The sequence below is a fragment of the Paenibacillus sp. FSL M7-1414 genome, from assembly GCF_038003195.1.
Taxonomy (GTDB): domain Bacteria; phylum Bacillota; class Bacilli; order Paenibacillales; family Paenibacillaceae; genus Paenibacillus; species Paenibacillus amylolyticus.
Window position 1 is genome coordinate 4932051 of record NZ_JBBOOS010000001.1, and the last position, 25559, is coordinate 4957609.

Genomic DNA, 25559 nt, shown 5'->3' on the forward strand with positions numbered 1-25559 from the left:
ATTGAGCTACCATTAGATCAGCTCGTCGTAGATCTCTTTCATTTCTGCAAGTGCTGCAGGGACACGCTCACCGAACCAGGCAACATCTTGCATATCAAGCAGGATATTCGGATACATCCGCGAGAGCGTAGATACCAGAACACCGTGCTCAGCAAGCTTGCTATTTAACAAAATATCAAAAGACATTAATTCAAACGTATAATCAGCCGTATCCGTAAGCGGCTCCGTGCAGCAGTGATAAGAAGCACAGCCAGACGGCCCTTGAACAATTAAAGGCAGACCTACCTTCACTGCTTCCTGGCAGAGTATGTCATGCATCATCTCAGCGTGGCGGTTCATGCTGTGCATCGCCTGTCCTCCATTGCGTCCCAACATTTCCAGCGTAGCTTTTACAGCAGCTGTACCTAATGGATAGCCATTAAACGTACCCGCATGAATTACTTTTTTGTCTACAAGCAACTTCATGATATCCGCTCGGCCAACCAGGGCTGACACCGGAACTCCGCCACCCGCGATTGCCTTCCCAAGTGTAGTCAGATCGGGCGTTACACCGAATAACTGTTGTGCACCACCGAGTCCCATACGGAATCCTGTTATAATCTCATCAAAAATGAGCACGACCTGGTACTGATCACATAACTGTCTGACTTTTTGCAGATAACCCGGAGCAGGCATGACTCCGCCTCCATTTACACAAACCGGCTCCATGATTACTGCTGCAATGTCGTCTCCATGCTGGCGAAATAGTTCCTCCAGACGGGGTGCGTCATTCCATGGCAGGAGGTAGGATTGAGATTCCATGGCATCCCTTGCCCTCCCCTTTGTTCCTTTCATGTCACCAGGATAGTCTGAAGGTACCGGCAAACCTGTACGTGCAGTCTTGCCACCCATAATATTGTCCGCATTGCCATGATAATGGCCTTCAAAACGTACAAAGCGATTTTTACCTGTCCACGCCCGGGCAAGACGAAGTGCATTCTGGACAATCTCCGTGCCTGATAACCCAAAACGAATCATCTCTGCTGAAGGTACATATTGATGGATCAGTTCCAGAGCCTCTGCATCCAGATCGCAATGACTTACGGAAAGAACACGGTCAATGGTATCCTTCAGACACTCGTTATACTCCTCGTTGCCGTGGCCAACAATGAGGGCACCAAAACGGGCATATAGATCCAAATACTCGTTGCCGTTCATGTCCGTCACTCTGCTTCGGGAAGCATGCTTGAAATGGAGCGGTGTCTCTTCCCAAGGAAGGTGGAAATTATAGTGCACACCGCCAGGCAGCCATTGTTTCACCCGCTGATTGTACTGCATCATCTCCGTGATCATCCCTTATCGCCTCCCCCACTTGTCTGGTTTACTGCTTCATATCGGTCCAGTAACCTGGACCGATCTTGCGGATCATCCAGCGAATAGGCTGCAGGCAAGGTCTTATTCTCAGCCAGCATATTTCTTACGCTCTGGCCTGGACCGATATCGATCCATACCGTCGCTCCCAGATTTTGAACACGTGCCAATGCCTGATTCCAGCGAATGGGTTGCAAAAGCTGGCTGCTCAGCAGCTTAGGAATGTCCTCGGCTCCGCGAATGAACTCACCATGTACTGTAGAGCAGATGGGAAACACCGGTGCAGAGAAGGAAATCCCTGCAAGCATCTCTTCAAGCTCAGGCTGAATGAACTGCATCAACTCGCTATGATAAGGTGCATCTGCCTTCATTGGCATCATGCGAAAAGGAATGAATTCCCCACCGTAGCCATCCACCTGATCATCCAGCAATTTAAGACCCTTCGCAGTACCTGCGACGACAAACTGTCCCGGTGAATTATAACCGGAGATCGTCACATACTCGTTCTGACGAATATTCCCGACTAATTCTTCAAGCGCTTCTTGGGTTACATCAACGACAATACCCGCTCTTCCTTTTTGCTCCTGAATGGAGCGATGCATCAACGCACCACGTTGAGCTGTAAAACGGATTCCATCAGCAAATCGCAATGCTCCCGCCGCTACTAAAGCCGAAATCTCCCCCAAACTGTGACCTACTGCATAATCTGGAGTCATTCCAGTCCGCCGAACAAATGAGTCAAATAAAACGTAGCTTGCCGTCAGTACAGCAGGCTGAGCATATTCAGAGACCGTCAATTGATCCAGGGTCCCTTCCATAACCAGTGCCTTCAAATCAAATCCGATCACCTCGCTCGCTTCCGCAAAGATCTGATTCGCCTCCGGCTCACTGCCCAACAACTCGCTGCACATTCCGATATACTGGCTTCCCTGGCCGGGAAATAGCGCACAGAACGTCATACGCTACTGCCACGCTTGTAATAGGCTTTTAATCCGTAATGCGAGATCATCTCCTGCTGCATCTGAGAAGAACCTTCAATAATCTCCAGAATTTTGGCTTCCTTATACAGCCTGGCAACAGGATATTGGTTACTAATTCCATTCGCACCATGAACCTGTAGCGCATCACTTGCAACTTCAACAGCAACTTTGGACGTAAAATATTTGGCAATCGTTGTCTCCATGGCGGCCTGCGGGTCCTTGGCTTCTCTCAGCTCGGCTGCACGTAAACATAATGCTCGTGCTGCATGGACTTTTGTCACCGCATCTCCAATCATGCCGCGAATCAGCTGAAAATGACTCAGCTTCTGATCAAATTGCTTCCGCTTCCTTGAGTAAGTCACCATGGCATCCAGCGCTTCCTGCGCAATCGCCAGCCCTGCCCAGGCAATGCTATATCTGCCCTGGTCCAGCGCCCCGGTTACGATGTACTCAAAACCTTCATTCAGACGTCCAATAATATGATTCTTTGGTACACGCACCTCATGGAGATCAATCTCAGCTATACCTGTCTCTCCCGCAACCATGACACCTTCGATAGGTTGGGTCTGTACACCCTCAAACTGGCGTTCGACCCAAAAAGCAGTGCTTCGTCCCTGATTCGAGGCAATAATGATAAATACATCTGCCAGATGTCCAAACGTGATCCACTTCTTTTTTCCATTTAAAACATAACAGTCCGATTCTTCTCTCCACTCGGTCTTTACACTTTTGGCATCCGAACCAACTTCCGGTTCAGTCAGACCAAAGGCAGCAATCCATTCTCCCTTCACCAACTTGGGCAGCCAGGACGATTTTTGCTCAGGCGTTCCGAAACGTACCAAAGTTTCACTTACAAGTGAAGTATGTACCGTTAACAAGCTGCGAACGGCTGGAAGAGCCTTGCCAAATACTTCAGTCAACAGCCCGTACGCCTTAGGGCCGAGACCCATGCCGCCATATTCAGCCGGGATCGAGGCAGCCAAGTAACCTTTTTCAGCCATGGCACGGATCAATGTTCTGGGAATGGCTTGCTGCTCTTGAATCTGTTGAGCATAAGGGCGAATTTCACGGGCAGCAAACAATTCAGCTTCATGAATGATCTCTTGCTCTACATCCGCTTCAATCATTCGGCAACCCCCTCTTGAAGAAGAGATTCATTGAGATAAGTGGCGAATTCGGCAATTGTTTTGTATTCAAACAACGCAACCGGACTGATGTCAACTTGAAGATGCTTACGCGCACGGTTAATGATCTTGAGCGCCTGCACAGATGATACGCCAATTTTCAGAAAATTCATCTCTTCATCGATGTCCTCTGGCTCCTGATTCAACGCTGCAGCAATCTCGCTTTTAAGAAAAAGCTCAATTTCTTCTTTTGTCATATCATGACCTCCGTTCCCTGATTCACATCTATCCAATGTACATACGGCTCGAATGGGTGTGCTGGCAGATGTACGATCTGGCCAGAGCCATTCGGATGTAACTGTTCCCAATCCAGCGCAGCACCACGTACATAAAGCTGTCCCAGCAATAAAGCAAGCTGATCCTCCATGGTAAGTGTCGGCTCGGCAGACAAGCGGATGAAGCTCTCCTTGCCACTGTATTCAAGCTGCTGCTCTGTCTGATCTGCAGCAATCATAATTACAATGTCGGCGTTTGCCATCTTGCCAGGTGTGTCTTGCAGACTGTCTAACGTCACTCTGTTGTTCACTGGAATGGATTGGCTTGCATGAGCGCTGTGATGTTCCTCGCCATCCAGATGTAAACTGGATACAAGTTCCTCTCCTGCAGCTATTCCTCGAATCTCTTGAATGGAAGGGACCAGACGTACAAGTGTCTCAAGCAAGGTCACCCAGTAGTTCAAGGTTGATACCGTATCTTCATTAGAATCGTCTGGCCTGATTACCTTACGAGCTTGAGCTTCATCTTCTCCGCGAATCTCATGCCCCCCAACCACAATATTGACACGAGCAGCTCGGTTTCTAGGCTTGAAGCCAAATTCCATCTCTTCGATGTTCCACTCTCCGGTTGAGCTGACAGCTACTGCTGCACGATACCGATAATGTTTTCTATATCTGTTCCGGGTAAAACAAAGATCCTCTAGTGCCAGGTCCGCATGTTTCTTCACATATTGCTCCGTGTTATCAATCAGCTTTTTTAAAGCCTGCTCTGATTTCGCAGAGAACGTTAACAACTGGCCGCGTGCCGGGGCATCTGCACGGACAGGGGCTTTCCATTCTTCCAGCACAATGTGGGCATTCGTACCTCCCAGGCCAAATGAACTGATGCCTGCCTTCCGTGTTTTTCCTTCAGGTACATCCCACGTTTTATGCTCGCTAACGATATGGAACGGCGATTGCTCCAGTCGGAGGGCCGGATTCGGATTATCCATATGCAGACTTGGTGCCAGTTCCCCATGCTGCATACTGAGAAGAACCTTGGCAAGACTGGCTCCACTGGAGGCTGCAAATAAATGACCAATATTGGTTTTGACTGAACCTAATCCAATCGAATTATCGCTTGTATATCCCTTTTCCCGGAACAGTCGGAGCAAGGCATTCACCTCAATTGGATCTCCAATCCTTGTCCCCGATCCATGTGCTTCAATATAAGAAATCTCGCTGGGGTTTAGGTTGGCGTCGCGATAAGCGGCACGGAGTACCTCATATTGCCCCTGAGGGTTGGGTGCCATAATGCCCAGGGAATATCCGTCGTTATTCACCGCTGTCCCGCGAATCACACCATAAACATGTTTATTGTTGCGAATTGCCTCTGTTAGCGGCTCCAGATATACAACAACAGCACCTTCTCCCAAGACTGAACCATCTGCTTCCCGGTCAAATACCTTCGTATGTTGAGTGGAAGAACAGATTCCAGCATTGCGTGATAGTTGATGAACATGCGGTGTAGCCAAAATGTTTGCTCCACCTACAACTGCCCCAGAGATACGCTTGTCCTGAATGGCCGCCACAGCTTGTGTCAGTGCTACCAGAAAAGAAGAACATGCTGTATCTATGGACAGTGCCGGCCCTGTAAAATTGTACATGTGTGAAATGGAGGCCGCTGCAATATTGGACATATTGCCTACCATAGCGTGAGAATGAACAGCCTTTCCAAGACTCCGGTTCATATAATCAATAACCAGATCGAAGTATGTGCTTGGGTTAATCCCTACATACACACCCACATCACGCTTATCCTCATGATCCACGAGCATACCCGCATCCTCCAGCGCCTCATGAGCAACTTCCAGCAGCTTGCGATGTTGCGGATCCATAAATGCAGCTTGTTCAGACGGGATTTCAAAGAACTCATGATCAAACGTATCCGGTTGCTTCAGTTCTCCAATCCAGTCATCCCAACCGGGTTGCTTGGAACGTGTTGCACGCTCTAAACTAACCCGGTCAACACTATCTAACCCGTTAACCAGATTGCTCCAGAACTGTTCTTGGGTGTCGGCATCAGGCAGACGCAGAGACAGTCCGGTAATCGCAATAGCACGATGTACATTCAGGTGATTATCTGTTGTTTCAGCTTGTTCAAAATCCTTCGTATCTGCTGGAAGTTCCTGCAGATATTCCACCATCTCACGTACTGTACTGCAAAAAACAAGTAGTTCTTGTCCTAATTCACGCCCCATATGTGCAGACAGCTTGTCTAGTAATTGATAGGAGAGGATGGAATTGCCTCCAAGTGAGAGAAAAGAAGTATCCATCTCAATCTTTCCTGTGGGCAATTGAAGAATTTCGGCCCAGGCTTTACGTACGGTATATTCCAAAGACGATGCGGAAACCGTCTCGTGTCCTTGCTGTTCTGTGTTTTGGCGAATCAGCTCTTCAATGGCCTCGATGTCCTTGGTAAATACTCCACGCTCATATTCGTTTCTCAGCATGAAGCGCTGAACCTTGCCACTCGTCGTTTTGGGAATAACCTTGATTGGGAGAACATGGGTGATCTCAATACCCAATCCAGCCCTCATACGTTGGATCAGATCCTCTCGTACATCCAGAAACTGTGGAGTGCCCGATTTGTATTTAACAAATACAAGCAGCTCCTCAACTTGTTTGAGGCTGTTAAAGTGCCCGACTACCGTCAGATTCCCTCTCGGAATGCTGCTATTCTGGTACAAAATTTCTTCAAGATCATGCGCATAATGGTTCTGTCCCCGAATAAACACAATGTCCTTGATTCGTCCGCTTACAACCAGGGAGCCGTCAGCCATATAACCCAAGTCTCCAGTGCGAAGCCACCCATCCACATACATTTCACGATTGATCTCCGGGAGACTGTAATATCCGGAGGTTACCGATTCCCCACGGATCTGGATTTCGCCAACAACCCGTTCATCCAGCACTTCCCCCTGTTCATCCGCAATCCGGATCTGAATCCCTGTCATGGGATATCCTTCATGAACAAATTCGATCACATCCGAAGTATGGCTATCACTGCTAGGCAGCTGTACTGGCACAGCCAGTCCTTCCTGCACCAGCCGCGAACGCGAAATACGTTCAATTCGCGGCTCTTCCCCCAGTCTGGAGGTACATACACCTACTGTCGCTTCTGCCATGCCATACGCAGGAAACATCATATTGGAACGATAGCCACAAGAGCTGAATTTTTTGACAAATCGCTCGATAACAGACGTTGATATAGGCTCTGCACCATTCAAGGTCATACGCAGTGAAGACAGATCAAGCGTTGAGAGCTTGGAATCCGGGATCTTCTGAACCATCCATTCGAAACCGAAATTGGTACAGCAAAACCATTTTCCCTGATGCTCCGTAATCTTGCGCAAGAACAGATAAGGCGACCGTACGAAGGTATAAGGTGACATCACCATGATGTTGGCTCCACTCAGGACGGGTGTCAGATGCTGTCCAAATATCCCCATATCATGCGTATGCGGCAACCAGGTAAACACATTATCTCCTTCTTCAGCTCCAAGAAAAGTCTTGCATGCAATACTGTTGGCGATAATATTGTGATTTGTTAACTGCACACCTTTGGGAATTCCCGTGCTTCCTGATGAGAATTGCAGGAACACAATGTCATCAGGAGAGGTTGGGCATAGATCAGCCATCTGCTGGCCTGCTTGAAGCTGGTTCACGCTAATCAACATAAGACCTTTGAATACCGGACTTTCCGCAAGCTGTTTATACTTGGGCATGTAGGCTTCCTCGACGATAACGACTGGACGCCCGAGTACCTCCCACACTTTCGTGAATTTCTCCAGACCGGCTGAGCCTGGTTCCCAGGCAGCCGGAGGACTGACCGGGGCGACAATAATGCCCCCCAGCATACAAGCCCAAAATGTACGGTAAAATTCCTGTGACTGGTCAATTTCCAAAATAACAACCTGTCCTTGTTGAATGCCTTGCTCCTGAAGAGACTGCAGGTACTTGCGCGCCTGCATCAGTAATTCAGGATATGATTCAAACTGTTCGTCACCTGAAGAGCTGATATAGGTCATTCCCTTTTCTGGATGAGTATCTGCAATGTAGATTAGCATCTCAGCCACTGTTGAATAATGTTCTGGCACAATCAGCTCGGGTCCTCGCTGTATGGATTTACTGGACATGTTGCACCTCCATTGCCTCATTGTGAACTACCACTCTCACATCGCTACCAAGCTTGTCATCAATCAGCTGTTTCATACGTTTGATGTCCAGACCAGCCTGACAGGCCAGATGTACGTACAGACACTCTTCGTCGTAGCGAATAACCCATTCGAATTGGGCGAGTCCCGAATTCGAATCTTGGTCATCCGACGACTGAGACAACATTGAGATCGCTTCGCTGCTGGAGATGAAGCCTTGATAATTAAACAGAATCATCTGACGCGGCTCCTGTTCTGCTTGCCTGTAGGCAGTTCCCAATTGTTCCTGTATGCCATCATATTGTGCCGAGAGGGAAGAATCATGTGTAATTGCCATAAAGTTAATGCTGTGTCGCTTCGTAAATTCCAGACGTTCCAACAGATCTTCCTGTGTGAATTCACTGTCTACCAGCACTGGAATCAGATCAAGGAATTCTCCCACATAATCATAGTAGGATTCTTCGCCATACTCCCTTCCGTAATGCACCAGGGCTATTGGCAATTGGCTTATGTTCAGATAAGCCGCAATGATGTTGGAAAAATTTTCAAAGCATGTCCACCAAACATCTGCAGGCTCCTTCCCTGCAAGGGACAACTCAACAGTCATCGCTGAAGGCGACAATATTTCTGTTTCCTTCAACTTGTTCATGACGATGGTGTTACATCTATTCCATGCCTGAAGCGAAAATTGTTTCTCCATTTCATCTTCTGATACCCCTATGGGGCCTTGAGACAGAAAATTTACATAATCCTCATAATTTCGTACTTGGTACAGAAGATCACTCTCGATCTCTATACCTTGCGGTCTATATAATGCCTTCGATTCAAGTTGCTGCTTGATGATCTGGGCACTCATACCATCAAACGCAAGGTGATCAAAACTCCAAATCAGCTTATGCTCTGTGGCTCCTGTACGCAAAATACACAGACGCCAAGGTAGTTCCTTCAACGTATACGTTTTGTGTAACAGAGACTGAACCAGTTTGTACTCCAACTGCTCAATCGTAGCCAAAGCATAATGACGAATATCAAGATATGGGATAAGCTGTTGCAGCATGTCCGCCGCTAACGACATATCACATGGATGCCAATACAATTGTTCTTCCTCATATATCATGCTGTGCAGCAACTGATGCCGGGATATAACCCCAAGAATCAGGTGTTTTACAGCTTGTTCATTCAATTCGCCTTCCAGGGTTGTTGTAAATCCGCTTGCTCGTGAAGTCGTAGAAGCATGTGCTTGTTGAATTGGAGATAGTGGGAATTGACCCATAGGGGTCATGCCCGCCATAAAAAGTGAAACCTGATTGCAGCTGTTTAAGACATGCAGGACCAGGCTGTCCAGTTGTTTCTCATGAAGTGTTATGTCCTGTGGTATGACTATCGGGGACTGAATATGCAGGCTATCTTCGGACCAAACTGACGCCGGAGGATTAATGTCTACCAATTTGGCAAGTCCTCTAACTGTCGGATATTGGAATAATTCGTTCACATTGATGGCAATTCCTTCTTTTGCCAAAATTTGAGTGAATGCAATCGCTTTGAGCGAATGCCCCCCATTTTGAAAGAAGTGATCTTCCACACCAATGCCTGGATTACCCAGGATCTGTCGCATGGCGGCAAGAATGACACGCTCTGTTTTTGTCCGAGGTGAACTCACTTCCAGAGACCTCTGCTGCTCTTCAACCAAATGCTCGGACAATGCCCTTCGGTCCACTTTGCCATTGGCATTAATCGGAAGATGATCCATTCGAATAATTCGTGCAGGCACCATGTACTCTGGCAGCTGCTGGTGAAGTTCTCTTCGAATATACTCAGCATCTGCTCCAGTATCGGTTGTATAAAAAGCGGCAATGTATAGACTTCCTGATGGTTCTGTAGCTGTCATGACAAAGGCATCACGAACTCCCGAAAGACGCTCCATGCAATTGCCTATCTCCGATAACTCAATGCGGAAACCTCTAATTTTGACCTGGAAATCCGAACGTTCAATAAAAATCAGACTGCCGTCAGCCAGACGTTTGACGATGTCACCTGTCCGATACATTCGTTCTCCCTTGCGGAAGGGATCATCAAGAAAGTGTTTTCGGGTAAGATCCTCACGGTTAAGATATCCAATACCTACCGCATCCCCACTGATATACAGTTCCCCTGGAACGTTGGGTGGCACAGGCTTCAGCTCATCATCCAGAACATACAAAGCTGTGTTAGACAGGGGGTAACCTATGGGCAGTGAGCCAGTATAAGGCTCTGTTTGCTGTAATAAGTGGTAGGAGGCAAAAAAGGTTGCTTCCGTTGGCCCATATCCATTTAACAGCCTGCCCGGCCCCACGCATGCAAGCGCTTTGTTGGCATGACTCACCGATGCAGCTTCACCACCAAACATCACTCTACGCACATTCTTCAAGCAATCAGCATCCCAATCCACCAGCATATTAAACAAGGATGTTGGAATATAAAAAACTGAAATCCGTTGCTGTTGGATGACATCGGCCAAACGAGCCATATCCAAAATGGTCTCTTTTGAGATTAATACAAGAGTAGCGCCATTTATTAATGAAGCAAAAATATCGAAAATGGAACCGTCAAACGCATAATTAGAAATTTGCAGGATACGATCCTCTGGCACGACGGTGACAAAATTACTATTTTTCATGACTTTGGTCACATTGCGATGACTCATCACAGTCCCTTTTGGGGTTCCTGTTGACCCTGATGTATAAATGATATAAGCCGGGTCAAGAGCGGTCTTGTTCATATTTTCAACGGGCTCCTGCATGTCTCCTGAATCAAATGCTGCCAGTTCATCTGCCGGCACGATACAAGGAACTACAGATTGCCATGTGGAGGCATAAGCCGTTTCAGTCAATAACACAGCCGCATCGCAATCTTGCAAAATAAATTCAATTCTCGATGGCGGCGAAGCCGGGTCGATCGGGACATAACTGCAACCCACTTGGAGTGTAGCAAGAATACTGATCATCTGGTTCGGTCCACGGTCCAGAATGAGAGCAATACTGGAGCCTGATTTCACCCCTTGTCCAAGCAATCTGAACGCCAGCCACTGAACACGTTCAAACAGATCCGCATAGCTCCATTCACCGTCTTCCCAGACCAATGCTGTCTTCTGTGCATGCACATGAACTTGTTCCTCGAATAATTGGGAAATGGTCGCATCTCGCGGATACTGGGCGGCATTATCGTTGACTCCGTACAGCAGCCATTCCTCTTCCTCCGGTGTAGTGATCTTAATCTGACCAATTCGTTCAGTATCCCCTGTTGTGATCTGAGACAGGATATACCGGAATTTATCCAGCATCAGTTCCATGGACTCGGCTTTAAACAAATCTGAGCGATAGTCAAGTTCAACCGTGTAACATTGTTTATGTTCGACCAGTGTCCAAGTCAGATCAAATTTGGCATCCACCTTACCTTCGACCCATGGTTCAAGCATCAGTTCCCCGGCTTCAGGATCATCGGTTCCCATATTAATGTAATTTAGCACCACATCAAATAAGGGGTTGCGGCTTAAATCACCGAATAGACCAAGTTGTTCCACCAGTGCTTCATAAGGATATTGTTGATGCTCATAACAGGATAACAGCTTGCCTCGCATCTCATTCAAATACGCCTCTGTGGAGCATTCTCTGTCCATGCTGGTGCGAATGGCAAGCATGTTCACGAACATACCCATAACGTTATTGAGTTCTGGCTTCTCACGCCCCGCAACCGCTGTACCAACGACCAAGTCGTCTTGACCCGTATACTTCCAGATTAATAGATTCAAAGTTGCCATAAACAACATATAGGGTGTAAGCCCTTGTTGAGTACAGAAGTCATTGACCTGTGTGCTTAACGACTCACCAAGTTCAATGGAACGTCTGTCTCCGCTGTAGGATGACGCGCCATGTCTTGGGAAGTCTGTAAGCAATTCAACCGGTGCAGGCATGTCCTCGAATTCCCGTATCCAAAAATCGGCGTCTTTAACAGATTGTCCATGTGACGTAGCTTCATCACGCCATTCCGCATAATCCTTATACTGAATATCAAGAGATTGCAATGTTTCTCCTCTGTACATGCGAGCAAAATCCTGCATCAGGATAGCAATGGAACTCTGATCCGAAATGATATGATGCATGTCGATGAATAAGATGTGTTCCTCTTGAGAAAGGCGAATGAGCTTAACACGAACCAATGGTGCGCTGGTCAGATCAAAAGGCTTGATCCATTCCATGACCTGTTCTAACCCTGCCGTTTCTAATTCCAGCAACTCCACCACGCTTGGAACCTGATCCTCCACAATTTGGAAAAGATCACCATCAATCATTTCAAATCTGGTACGGAATGCTTCATGTCTCTCTACCAGTGCATCCATTATTAATCTGAATTGCGTAGGGTCAAGTTTTCCCCTTACCCTATAAGAGCTGGCGAGATTGTATGCCGTACTCTCACCTTTCATCCACTCATGCACCACATACACTCTTCGCTGTGCAGAAGTGGTCTTGTATTTCTCTTTCTTAGTTACAGGCAAGATTGGGTCCACTGAATCAGAGTCACTTGTAACCTGATGTTCAGCAATCCATTGAACCATGTGTTCAAATACAGAATGATCAAAAACCTCTTCCAGCCCCAAATTTAATCCAAACATTTCTTTAATCCTCGACGTCAAGGAAATCGCTTTTAATGAATGACCTCCAAGCTCAAAGAAATCATCTTCAAGGCCGACTGCTCCATTACCAAGCAACTCCTGCCACAATTGCGATAATACATGCCTTATCTCATCATCAGTCCGTTGAACCCTGACTTTCCCGGATGGAGATTGGTCTAATGTTGCGATAGAACCCGCTGCAACCTGCGACATACCTGCAAGCTGATACAACGCAACATCATGTTGATGAACAATGGGATCAAAGGAATACGTCGGCAGGGAGATTTTTTGCCTACGGCCCGTTCCGTTTAACTGTTCCCAATCCAACTCCATGCCAGAGCACCAGCAAAAAGCAAGTACTTTCATTAAATACACGTCTGCCTCAAGCAAGCTCTGACGATCTCCAGTAAGAGCAATGATGTTTGGCTCTGAAAATGAATCCGGGGCTGTTTGTTCTGTATCCTGCAGCTGATTCGAAACGATCCACAGCGTATGCCCAGCAGATTCAGAAAGCCTCTTGCGATTTAGCAGCGTAAACAGGAAATTTGGAGATAACAGTGGTGCAATACTCGACGCAAGATCTGTTACAGTTGCATCTGTCATCCTTCCTGTCAAAGCATCTGACAATGCTCCTTCTTCTAGTGACCAATGCTCCAGATTGTATAGAAGCCCCACGGCATGTACTGGATCAAGTGCATCACTAATAACCAACCCCACGAGTTCGCCAACGCCTTGTCCACAGACAGCATCTGGCTTGACACCAAGCTGCATCACGGTTTTATAAAGAGCATATTGCACAACAAAGCACTGCATGCGCTCAAGCCTTGAATCAGTTAACGATCGCCCTATGCCTTGGCGAATGGCATACTGTTCCTTGGACTCAAAGAGGTTCAGTATCTCTTCAAAGTGCTGTTTGAATATCTCTGAGACCTGACTGCGATACACAGAAGCGTATAGTTCCCGAATCTTGCGAGCTTCCCAACTTGCATTTCCGCTGAGATAAAACATGACCTTAGGCTTCCCATTCATCACACTTGCCTGTGTCTCGAACTCTACAGACTGCTCGCTTGGCGGAATATAACCATCTACAACGATCAGCGCTTTACGATGAATGAATCTGCTTCTTCCCTTCTGTAGCGTCCACGCAGCATTGGGCAACTGCTCCGGCAATGCATGGATCGCCTGTAGAACCGAATCGTACGTGCGTTCCAGCGCAGATTCACTCTTGGCCGAGAAGGGCAGCAGAAGCAAAGATTCATACTTGGCTTGGCTCTCTTGGACGGGCGGTTGCTCCAGAATGACGTGAGCATTGGTCCCCCCGATCCCAAACGAACTGACACCTGCTCGCAGGATACGCTTCGCGTCTTCTAATGGCTGTGGCTCCTTGTTGATATAGAAGGGACTATGCTCCAGCTCCAACATCGGATTCGTCCGATTCATGTGAATCTGTGGCGGAACCACCCGGTGGTAAAGCGTCAGTACGGTTTTAATAAAACCGGCGACACCTGCTGCCGCATCAAGATGCCCAATGTTGGCTTTCACAGAACCTAGAGCACAATAATTTCTACGATCTGTTCCCCATGACTGCCTGAGCGCTTCGATTTCAATCGGGTCCCCCAGTTTGGTTCCTGTTCCATGCGCCTCCAGATAGGAGATCTCTTTTGGAGACACTCCCGAACGATGCAGGGCTGATTGAATAACCTTGACCTGCCCAGCCACACTCGGTGCCGTATATCCAATTTTGTCCATGCCATCATTATTAATCGCTGAACCTTTAATGACAGCATAGATATGATCTCCATCTCTCTGCGCGTCGCGGAGTGACTTGAGCACAACCATTCCGCATCCATTACCAGACACAGTACCAGATGCCTGCTCATCAAACGGTCTGCAATGACCATCCTTTGAATAAATCATGCCTTCATGCCAGTGATAACCTTCTTTGAGCGGATAGGAGATAGAGACACCTCCCGCAAGTGCCACATCACACTCTCCCCGAATCAGCGATTCAGCAGCTTGGTGGATAGCGACCAAAGAAGTTGAACATGCGGTCTGTACGGCCATACTCGGCCCTCTCAGATTTAATTTGTGAGATACTCGGGTTGTAATATAGTCCTTTTCATTTAAAGTCATAGCTTCAAAAGCCTGTAACAAATTACCGGAACGACCCAGAAATTGCACCATCCATGGTAAGCTCAGTCCACTTCCGGCAAACAATCCTATAGCTCCCTCATAACTGTAAGGATCACACCCGGCATGCTCAAGCGCCTCCCATGAGCACTGATGCAGCAGCCGTATTTGCGGATCCATCATGTTGGATTCCTGATGCGGATATTCGAAAAATCCGGAGTCAAAATACTCAGTATCTTGCAGTACACCTTTGGCCCGTACATAATCGGGATGTTTGAAGTCTTCCGGTCGTACACCCGCAGCGGTTAGATCCTCCTCATTCAGACGGGTGATACCGTCCTTACCTGCCATTAGGTTATCCCAGAACTCCTCAATATTTCTTGAGCCGGGAAAATGCCCTGCCATACCAATGACTGCGATATCCGACGAAGAAGAAATTCTGCTACTGTGTTCTGAAGCAAACGGAATACTCTGTTCCGGTCTGCTCTGCTCCACTTCGCTGTGTCCAACTGTGCTCATCACATACTCTTTTGGAGCTGTTGTCGGCTCCGGGTTCGTAACAGGATATCCAGCCGAAGCGATATGTCCGCTCTCCTCTTGTACCTGTTGTGTAACTGTCGGCAGCATCTGCTCAGCCACCAGATGATTGACCAGTGATGCAATGGAGGAATGCTCAAACAATTGCACCAGCGGAACGCTTTTATCCAGATAGGTATTCAGGCGATTATTGATCAGAATAAGCCCCAGCGAATTGCCTCCGATGTCAAAAAAGTGATCATGGATATTAACCGTATCCAGATTCAATATTTCCTTCCACGTTGCAATGAGCATCTGCTCCAGGTCAACTTTTGCCCGCTCCATTCCTTGAATCGATGAGCCATAAACCAGAGCCGGGTTATCCCTCTCTGCCGTTTCAAAATCAGCCAGACGAAGGGCATTGCGATTCAGTTTGCCATTAGGCAGCACAGGCAGATTTTCCAGACGAATCAAGCGAGAAGGCATCATGTACTGTGGAAGCCGCTGCTTTAACCAGGTCCGAAGCTTTACGTCTTCATCCCCCATAACGGAAGGCCCAATCCCAGGCTTTAGACTGTAGAAAAGGATTAATTGCAATGAATGTGGCTCGGCCCCTTCTACCTTAACGACAGCTTCTCTTACACGTTCATAATTCATCGCTGCCTGCTCAATCTCATTCAGTTCAATACGGTAGCCACGAATCTTCACCTGCTGATCTAACCGTCCCATTAACTCAACATCCCCATCCGGCAGTATACGGGCCAGATCGCCAGTTCGGTACAAACGGCCTCCCAAAACATTGGAGTTTGCAATGAATCGGGCATCGGTCTCAGCTGCATTGTGCAGATAACCGCGGGATAATCCTTTTCCTGCAATGCACAGCTCTCCATAACTTCCAGGTGGCAGTATTTCACCTTCATCATTCAGAATATAAATCTCTGTATTGGTAATGGGCTTGCCAATGGTAATCGCGGCTGTGTCATTCAATTCTTTGGTCGTTGACCAGATCGTAGTTTCCGTTGGTCCATACATGTTAAAGACTCGAGCGGGCGTAAGCCGCTTCAGATCGGTGAGGAGTCCCACAGGGACGTTTTCCCCTCCAGTAAGAACACACCGCAGATTGCCCAGCGCCTGAGCGAATTCCGGATTTTCGACAAATGCCTTAATGCGTGAGACCGTGCTAAGAATGTGTGTAATACCATGTTCACGTATTCGACGTGAAGCAAGAGCCGGGTCAAGCTGCTCCTGCTCATTGGCCAGATACAGCGAATATCCGGTGCATAATGGTGTCCACACTTCAAATCCGAAAATATCAAAAGATATGGTCGTTACACTGATGATGCGATCTGTCTCATGTGCAAAAATATGTCGGTGCCTGATGTCCTCAACAAAATTGACCATCGCCTCATGAGTAATCATGACCCCTTTGGGACGACCGGTCGATCCTGAGGTGAAAATCACACAGGACAGATCCGAAGACAGGAGGCTTACGTCCGGGTTAACGGATGAGCGCACATCCTCGGCAGTTGGATCATACACAAATCGCTCTCCGCTAAAAGTCACTGTGCCTTCTTCATCAGGCGTACACAGCAATACGTTCATTCGGCTGTCTTCGATCATATTCACGATGCGCTGTGGCGGAAAAGCAGGGTCCAGAGGCACATAAGCCGCCCCAGCTTTCAGCACCGCCAATAGCATAATGATCAACGATTCATCTCGTCTGGATAATATGCCTACAGGTTCATCCCGGCGCACACCTTGATCAATCAGCTTCCAAGCCAGCGTATTAGCTTTTTCATTAAGCTCCCTGTAGGTAAAAGAGGCTCCGGATGATACAAGGAGAGCTTTCTTGTCTGGCGTGTGTTCTGCCTGTAGCTCGAACAGCCGATGCAGACCTACCCTAGGATTGTAATCCAGACGTGGACCAGCAAGACGATGGACTGGGTGCTCATGAGAACGTTCGTTTCTCTCAAACAGTTCGCTCACAGACAGGTCAGGCTGTTTTACAACCTCTTGGCAGAGTCCGATAAACTCCTGCATCATACCTTCAACTGTGTCCCGGCGGAACAGATCGAGCGAGTATTCGATATATCCTTCAATCACCTGCTTCTCCCTGTTTTCTTGACAGGTCATTAACAGATCATAAGTAGACGTACCCGTCTCCACCGGAAAAGAACTGAATTGCAAACCATGAAGTTCAAGTCCATGCATATCCATGTTCTGATAATCAAAACAAACATCAAATACCGGATTTCGGTTCAACTCACGTGTCACGCCCAGTTGTGCCACAAGCTCATTAAACGGATACTCCTGATACGCAAAAGCATCCAGTGTATGTTGTTTAAGTTCGCGTAAAAAATCAGTGTACGTACGATCAAACGTTGGAAAATTCCGCATCGCAATCATATTGACAAACATGCCTACCGTCTCTTTCCACTCCTCTTGCATCCTTCCTGCAACAGGCGTTCCTACCACAATGTCCTGCTGACCTGAGCGGTGTGCGAGAAGAAGATTCCACACACTTAGCATTACCATATACATGGATGCTTCCGATGAGGAAGCCAACTCGTGCAAGTGTTGTGTTAACGAACGATTCAACGTGAAATGAAGACGTCCCCCTTGCATGGATCGCTGTGATGGACGCTCCTGGTCTAGTGGAAGCTCCAGCACAGGTAAAGAAGGTCCAAGATGGTCCAGCCAGTATGTTTGATGTGAAATGTATTCCTGTGAAGCGAGACGTTGCTGCTGCCATACCGCGTAATCTTTGTACTGCAATCGGACTGCATGCTCTTTGCCAAAATATAAATCATTGAAGTCACGAGTAATGATTTCGACAGATGTACCATCCGCGATAATATGGTGAATATCAAAGAATAACAGATGCTTGCGCTCGCCTATTTTAATCAGTTCAACCCGCATAAGCGGAGCACTCCCCAGATCAAAAGGACGAATCAATGTCTCGATCATCGCAGGCAACTCTTGGTCATCTGCCACATGCTGCTCTGCGTAGCCCATACTTAAGCGAACCGAAGGTTGGATGATCTGAACGATCTCAACGCCCCGTATCTCAAACGATGTTCTGAGCGCCTCATGATGCTGCATCAACTTCTGCAAAGCAGCCTCAACTCTTATACGGTCCAATTCACCTTCAATAATGGTTGCAGACGGTAGGTTGTATGCCGTATTGCCTGGATCAAGCATCGCTTGTGTGAACATACGCATCTGTGCAGAAGAGATTGGATACGCATCCATAGTGGGTGCAGATTGAATTATCTGTTGGTCTACTTTTGGTTTCGCCATGACATAGAGATGCTCCGCCAGTTGAATAGGCGTTGAATGATTGAAAACATCTGCTACCTCAGGCTGAATTCCTAAATGAGACCGGATCCATGCAGACAAGCTGACTGCTTTGAGAGAATCTCCTCCGACCGCAAAGAAATTAACCTCTTCATCTAGATCATCGATGCCAAAAATCGTTCGATATGCGTCCAGGACAATCTGTTTCAGTTGGTCTGAACCACCAGTATAAACTGTCCCTTTTACTAGAGTAGAGCCACTTCCCTTACCCAGATCTGCATGCTGCCTATCATCCCCGGTACCCATTCCTTCCACTGCTGATGAGCCAGAAAGATAAACACCCACAGGATAGGATTGTTTGTTGAAAACATAAGTAGGCAGAGAGCATTTGCGTCGTACCGTCTGCCCTTTGAGCACCTTCCAGTCCGGTTCAATGCCTTCGCACCATAACTCCGCAAGTCTGCGGTTCACATAGATACTGTCCTGCTCCGTCTCCCTTACGTGACGTAGCATATTCAGTACCGTCTGGGAATCTCTTGATAGACTGTGCTGTCTGGCAAAGGAGCTTAGCGTTCGTCCTGCACCTACTTCAATTAATACAGCCCGCTCATCCTTCAACACTTCAGCCAGGTTTGATTCAAACAACACCGGCTGTAAAATATGACGGGACCAATAGTCAGGTTGTGTGATTTCATCTCCAAGCGCCCATGTTCCACTGGTGTTGGACAGTAATGGGATCTGTGGCGTATGAAGTGAATGCTCTGCTAAATAACGTCTAAATTCCTCGGCAGCCTGATTCATCATTGGCGTATGGAATGCATGGGAAGTCTTCACACGAATGCACTTCCAGCCCAGTCCTTCAGCCTTGGCTTCCATCCGTGAAATGGCTTCAGCTGTCCCGCCAATCACACTGGAACCTGTAGTATTCACCAGGGCAAGCCACATGTCTTCCTCCAGTTGTGACTTCACCTGCTGTGCATCCGCCATTATGGCAAGCATGACCCCAGGTTGTTGTTGCTGCATCAGACGTCCGCGAAGTCGAACTAACTTGACAGCATCTCTAAGTTCGAATACACCCGCTACCGCTGCGGCAGCCAACTCACCAATGCTGTGCCCGATCATGCCATCTGGCTTGATGCCCAGATCCAGCAGCGACTTGGCCAGCGCATAACTTGTCATGAACAGTGCGAATTGGCTGTACTCCGTCTGGTTTATTCGCTCAGGGTGCTGATTCCCGTATACAACAGACAGCATATCTTCTCGTTCTTCCGCAGGCAGAAGGTCCAATATTTCCTGAATATAACTTCTGAAGATTGGAGCTAGGCCTACTTGCTCTGTAGATCTGTATAGTTCTGCACCCATTCCCTGATACTGACTGCCCTGTCCGGGGAACATAAAGTATACGGGACGAGTGCCTTGAGCTGAATGGTATACCCGTGCTTTCCCCAGCTGCTGTATCAGCTTGTCCGGATTATCCTTCCATGTCTTATCCAGAATGAGTGCCTTACGATACGCAAAAACAGATCTACCTGATTGCAAGGTCCACGCTGCGTTCGATACAGATTGATCTGGCTGCTGAGTCAGATGTTCCATAATCCGTTCAGCGGTGCGGTTCAGCGAGTACTCTGTTTTGGCGGAAAAAAGCAATATATTTACGTCATCATCCGGACTGCACTTCTCCATCTCGGGAGCCTCCTCCAATACCATGTGAGCATTCGTGCCCCCCACACCAAATGAATTGATTCCTGCGCGCATGACTCCAACATTGCCCTGTTTCCAGTCCACCCCTTGTGCATTAACTTTAAAAGGCGTATTCAAAAAATCAATTTTGGGATTAGGCTGCTCATAATTCGCTGTTCCAGGGATATAACCTTGTCCAAGACTGAGCGCTACCTTGATTAAACCAACCACACCTGCGGCTGTATCCATATGTCCCACATTGCCTTTAACCGAACCCAGATAACAAAATTGCTTTTGGTCGGAAGCAAAGGCCCGAGTTAACGAGTTTACTTCAATTGGATCACCAAGCAACGTTCCCGTACCATGTGCTTCGATATAACTCACCGTTTCCGGGTCTACTCCGGCTACCTTATAAGCATCCTGAATGACTTCAGCCTGTCCGCTTACGCTTGGAGCAAGAAAACTGAGTTTCTCTTGTCCGTCATTGTTAATTGCTGAGCCTTTGATGACCCCGTAGATATGATCTCCGTCCCGCAGAGCATCGGTTACCCGCTTCAGCACCACAATTCCCATACCATTGGAGAAGACGGTTCCACTGGCTGCCGCATCAAATGGACGACAGTGTCCATCTGTGGAGAACATCATGCCATCCTCAAATATGTAACCCCCTTCATTGGGCAACTCCACGGTGATCCCACCAGCCACGGCCACATCACATTCTCCAACGATCAAAGATTGACATGCCAGATGAGGTGTAACCAGTGAAGTAGAACATCCCGTCAGAGCGGTATAGGCCGGCCCTTTTAAGTTCAGCTTATAAGCCATTCGGGTAGCGAGAAAATGATTGGTACTGAGGGTAAATGCTTCGTATTTACTGCTATAGTTAGCATCGTTAAAAAGTACTTGACGGTACCATTCGAAGTCATCGGACCCGCCAAGGAACACACCCACCTTACCCGCTTCATCCGGTCTGCAGCCTGCATCCTCCAGCGCTTCCCATATTCCCTGATACAAAAGTCTGAATTGGGGAGACATCATTTTGGCTTCACCGGGAGTATAATCAAAGAACCCTGCGTCAAACTCATCGATGCCGTTGGCACGTCCTTTTGCCTTGACATAACGAGGTGAATGCAGCAGTGCTTCTTCCACGCCAAGCTCCCTCAATTCATCATCACTATAAAAGTGAATACTTTCCCGCCGTTCAACAAGGTTACTCCAGAACTCCCTTATATCCTCCGCGCCCGGCACATTCACCGCCATGCCCACAATTGCAATGTCCTCACGCATAATGCCGTCTTTTCGTTGAAACAATTGTTCCCTTTCAGTCGGTATCCGAACTCCCTCATCTTTTGGTCCCATCGCGGCAAATTGACGCAATGTCGGGCATTCGAAAAAACGAGGAACAGGGAACTCAACATCGGTATAATGCTTAAGTTTATTGTGAGCCTGAATGACAGAAAATGAATTTCCGCCCAATTCAAAGAAATGGTCATCGCGCCCTACTCTCTCAACACCGAGCACTTCGGCCCACACTTCGGCTATAACCTTCTCAAGCTCAGAAGACGGAGCGGTATAGAACGTACTGGAAGCGTGAGGATGCGTGATATCTGCCATGAGTGCCTTCCGGTCAATCTTCCCACTGCTATTCAATGGAAATTCGGATTTATGTACAAAAACGGATGGTATCATATATGCCGGTAACAAACGAGACAGATGCTCTCTCAATTCGACAGAAGGCAGTTCCTGCTCTGACAGATAGTAGGCATACAGCAAACCGGACCTATTTTCAAATGATTTCATGACTACCACAGTCTGGATGACACCCGAATAGGATGACAGGGTATTCTCAATTTCGCCTGTCTCCAGTCTGGCCCCCTGAATTTTAACCTGAAAATCAATGCGTCCCAGATATTCGATCGTACCGCTTGGGAGTGAACGTACCAGATCACCTGTGCGGTACATGTACCTGAAATGCTCTGCATCCTGTCCTTCTTGAAAGAAAGGATTAGGGACAAACTTCTCTCGGGTCATCTGTTCCAGATTCAGATATCCACGTGCAAGTCCAACACCGCTAAGACAAAGCTCCCCTGGAATACCTAACGGCTGAAGCTCATCATGATTTCCGACGACATACCATCTGGACTCATTGAGCGGGTAGCCAATCGGTACATTGCCCAAGCCTTCGTAATGGCTTAACGGATAATGAGAAACCCATATGGTGCATTCGGTTGGACCATAAACATTTTCAAGACTTGCTCTAATGCCTAACCTGTTAAATTTCTCAATGATGTCTGGCGTGACTGCCTCTCCGCCAACAAACATCCATTTCAGCGTTTCCAATGCCGACAGATCGGAGCGAAGCTCCATCGTTTCCAGAAAGAGACGGAATAACGTTGGAACAAAGTTGATGTGTGTAACCTTATGTGATGCCACCGTAGACACAATACGAGCAGGGTCTTTTTCTGCTCCAGGCTCAAGAATACTTAGTGCGCCTTCACCCATGAACCAGCCGAAAAGTTCCGTGGCGGACACATCAAAGGTATATGCCGTTTTCAGCAAGTAAACATCCTGCGCCTGCATTGGAAAACGACGCTCCAGATCAAGCAGTGTATTGACTACGCTATGATTTTCAACCATGACTCCTTTGGGCTTGCCTGTTGATCCGGACGTGTACATGATATAGGCAAGGCTATGCGGATTCAGCGCCTCTTCGAGGTTTGAGACATCCCCCGTATAGGCCTGATCGCCCTCAACGTAGATGTACTGGACATCCAGAGTCTCGTCATCTTTTTCGGGCTGCATAGCCAGCACTATGGATATGTCTGCATCCGATATAATATAGTCCTTTCTGGACAAAGGATAGGAAGGGTCTACAGGCACAAAAGCACATCCGGCTTTTAATACAGCCAATAGGGCAATGACCATATCCGAGGAACGTGGCATCTGCACGCCAACTGCTGCGTTATCGCTTTTTTTACTCGCAACGATCTGCCTAGCCAATTGGTTCGCTTTTGCGTTGACCTGCGCATAGGTCTGATGCTCCTTGCCTTCCATTAGAGCTACCCGCTCCGGGAAACGTGCTACTTTATCGTGAAATATATCCATAATATGTTGTGGAGTGTAGGGAAAATAAGAAGTTTGATTGAATCGGTACAGTAGGTTTTCTTTCTCATCCTGCATCAGGAGGCTGAATTCACTGATTTTTTGCTCAGAATTGGTTACTAGTTGATTCAGCAAATATAGAAATCGTTGGCCCATTCGCTCCATTGAATCTTCACGGAACAAGCTCGGTTTATATTGCAGCTTCAACTGAGCACCTTGCGGTAAACGGCTCAACACCACCATTAGATCTCCTGGAAACGTAACCTTATCCTGATCCAGAATACGAGTTCCGAGCATATCTTCCTCATAGGAATCATAAACAAAGGAGATATCAAACAACGATGGTGATCCGGGTTGAGCCTGTAACATGCTGTCTCTGACAATGAGGTTATTGGGATATCCGATGTTCCTGTACGTATCCATCCAGGTTGTGGCTACTTGTTGCAGTAGAGGTTTTAGAGTTGATTCGAGGTCAATATGGAATCGCATAGGCAACATATGGACAAAACATCCAATCGTTTCTTCCAAGTCCATACCGGGACGATGAGAATATGGGGAGGCAAAGGTGATATCGTCTGTACCGACATATTTACTCATAAGAATGCCAAAGGCACCCATAAAGAACATAAAAACGGTTACTTCATTATCTTTGGACATCTGTGTAATATCAGCCATTAACGATTCCGAAATATCAAATCGCAGTTCATGACCAATTCCTTCTTGTACAGAACCTGCTGGAAAGTCATGTTTTAGAGAAAGAGGTTCCGCTCCCTTCATTTTGTTTAACCAGTATTCCCGCTCTTTGGAGTACTTGTTTTCGTGCAGTTTCTTGTTCTCTGCCTCAACATAAGAGATGAATCCTTCATCCAGCTTGACATCCACAGGCTGATCTTCAAGAAGACATGTATATGACTGGATAAGTTTGTTTTTCATCAGTTCAAGCGACAAGCCATCACATATTAAATGATGAATACATAAGGTCAGAATATATCGGCTTTTATCCATCTGAACAATCATTATACGGAACAGAGGACCTTTCTCCAGCTCAAAAGGTGTCCCGATGCATTCATCCACCAATGCTTCTAACTGTTGTTCCTTTGGATTCTCCTGATTCTCGCTACTTAGGTCCCACAAGGCAAGTGAGTAATCCATATCTTCATGAACGGATAACACGGGTACATCATTTTGAATCTCAATCCGAGTACGCAGCACCACTTGCTCATACATAAGCAATTCGATGGCCTGGCGAAATATCTCCATTTGAAGATGATCAAATTGTATTGAAGCTGAGATGTTATACGAAGTGGGATCATTCACCTGACAATCAAAATAGATTCCCTTTTGTGTTTCGGAAAGTTCAACGGTTTTTTGTACCATCACGACCACACCTCATCGTTTAATTGAGATTCAAGCTGTGTAAGGCAAAAAATCAATTACAGCTTAGTGCATTACCCAGATTCCACCAGCCAATACGGAGAGAACCGTGATAAACGTTTGATACACCACATCCATAATGAGATTCCCGATACTGTCTCCATCTGCCTTGCGATTTTTAATCATGACATAAGTATGTGACCAAAGACCACTTAATCCGTATATGTACATCGTTACCAATACACCAACCCAAAAGTTCCCTTGGAACCAGATGGCCATAATCCCCATAACTCCAAGCCCTACCTGGGAAAAACCGTATTTAACCTGAAATGGTCCACCAGGCCATCCTAACATTTTGGCTGTCTGATCCGCTCTGGCAATGTTGACAACATAACCAATCACTCCAACCAATCCAAACGTAACCACAAACTGATGAAGCAGTAACACTCTGCTAATCTCGCTCATTTCCCCGGGAAAACCTAACACATATAGGTGTACTCCCCCTGAAATTAGACCTAACAACCATAGAACCAAAAACCACATGCCTGTCCCACTCCCGCCGTTTGTTATTTGGAATCATTTGTAACTAAATGTACAATCTTGTAGTTAAACACATTATATAATCGCTTTTACATTTGTCAATTCATACATAATTTTCTAGTTTGTCGAAGCTTTTGTCATTTTTCTTCTTCTGTACGCAAACAAGAAAACCATATAGTTCCATTTAACTTGAAAATAATAGGAATTTAGCCCTATTATTACATTAAAAGGTTTGAAACCTACTTCTTTCTTAACGCTTCAAAAGAACCACAACTCATTTATTTGACATAGGTGATAGTTCAATTATCATCTGTTTGATCATCTACGATTACAGGATAACAGCAACT

General features: G+C 47.0%; 7 protein-coding genes. All 7 read right to left on the minus strand.

The window, feature by feature from the left end; all coding sequences use genetic code 11:
• Positions 1-12 precede the first annotated feature (12 nt).
• Positions 13-1332: an aspartate aminotransferase family protein gene (locus MHH92_RS21500; RefSeq protein ID WP_076254388.1), complete on the minus strand. Its 1320-nt coding sequence runs from the start codon at positions 1330-1332 to the stop codon at positions 13-15.
• Positions 1329-2309 (minus strand): ACP S-malonyltransferase, encoded by a 981-nt coding sequence (locus MHH92_RS21505; RefSeq protein WP_340906169.1) that lies wholly within the window; start codon positions 2307-2309, stop codon positions 1329-1331. Before MHH92_RS21505 ends, MHH92_RS21500 begins: the two co-directional genes overlap by 4 nt.
• Positions 2306-3457 (minus strand): acyl-CoA dehydrogenase family protein, encoded by a 1152-nt coding sequence (locus tag MHH92_RS21510; RefSeq protein ID WP_340906171.1) that lies wholly within the window; start codon positions 3455-3457, stop codon positions 2306-2308. The genes MHH92_RS21505 and MHH92_RS21510 overlap by 4 nt, the downstream gene beginning before the upstream one ends.
• A complete protein-coding gene (locus MHH92_RS21515; RefSeq protein ID WP_036615207.1) occupies positions 3454-3711 on the minus strand; it encodes an acyl carrier protein in 258 nt (85 codons plus the stop codon). Before MHH92_RS21515 ends, MHH92_RS21510 begins: the two co-directional genes overlap by 4 nt.
• Positions 3708-7907, minus strand: coding sequence for a beta-ketoacyl synthase N-terminal-like domain-containing protein (locus tag MHH92_RS21520; RefSeq protein ID WP_340906174.1), 4200 nt, complete (start codon positions 7905-7907; stop codon positions 3708-3710). Before MHH92_RS21520 ends, MHH92_RS21515 begins: the two co-directional genes overlap by 4 nt.
• The gene (locus MHH92_RS21525; RefSeq protein ID WP_340907731.1) at positions 7897-24675 is read right to left on the minus strand and encodes a non-ribosomal peptide synthetase/type I polyketide synthase; all 16779 of its coding nucleotides are present in this window, start codon (positions 24673-24675) and stop codon (positions 7897-7899) included. The genes MHH92_RS21520 and MHH92_RS21525 overlap by 11 nt, the downstream gene beginning before the upstream one ends.
• Before the next feature lie 63 nt (positions 24676-24738).
• Positions 24739-25215, minus strand: coding sequence for a DUF6790 family protein (locus MHH92_RS21530; protein WP_026080959.1), 477 nt, complete (start codon positions 25213-25215; stop codon positions 24739-24741).
• Positions 25216-25559: the final 344 nt, after the last annotated feature.

Coding starts and splice junctions, on each gene's coding strand:
- MHH92_RS21525 (WP_340907731.1), bottom strand. CDS start 24,675: ATGGTACAAAAAACCGTTGAACTTTCCGAAACACAAAAGGGAATCTAT.
- MHH92_RS21520 (WP_340906174.1), bottom strand. CDS start 7,907: ATGTCCAGTAAATCCATACAGCGAGGACCCGAGCTGATTGTGCCAGAA.
- MHH92_RS21510 (WP_340906171.1), bottom strand. CDS start 3,457: ATGATTGAAGCGGATGTAGAGCAAGAGATCATTCATGAAGCTGAATTG.
- MHH92_RS21505 (WP_340906169.1), bottom strand. CDS start 2,309: ATGACGTTCTGTGCGCTATTTCCCGGCCAGGGAAGCCAGTATATCGGA.
- MHH92_RS21530 (WP_026080959.1), bottom strand. CDS start 25,215: ATGTGGTTTTTGGTTCTATGGTTGTTAGGTCTAATTTCAGGGGGAGTA.
- MHH92_RS21500 (WP_076254388.1), bottom strand. CDS start 1,332: ATGATCACGGAGATGATGCAGTACAATCAGCGGGTGAAACAATGGCTG.
- MHH92_RS21515 (WP_036615207.1), bottom strand. CDS start 3,711: ATGACAAAAGAAGAAATTGAGCTTTTTCTTAAAAGCGAGATTGCTGCA.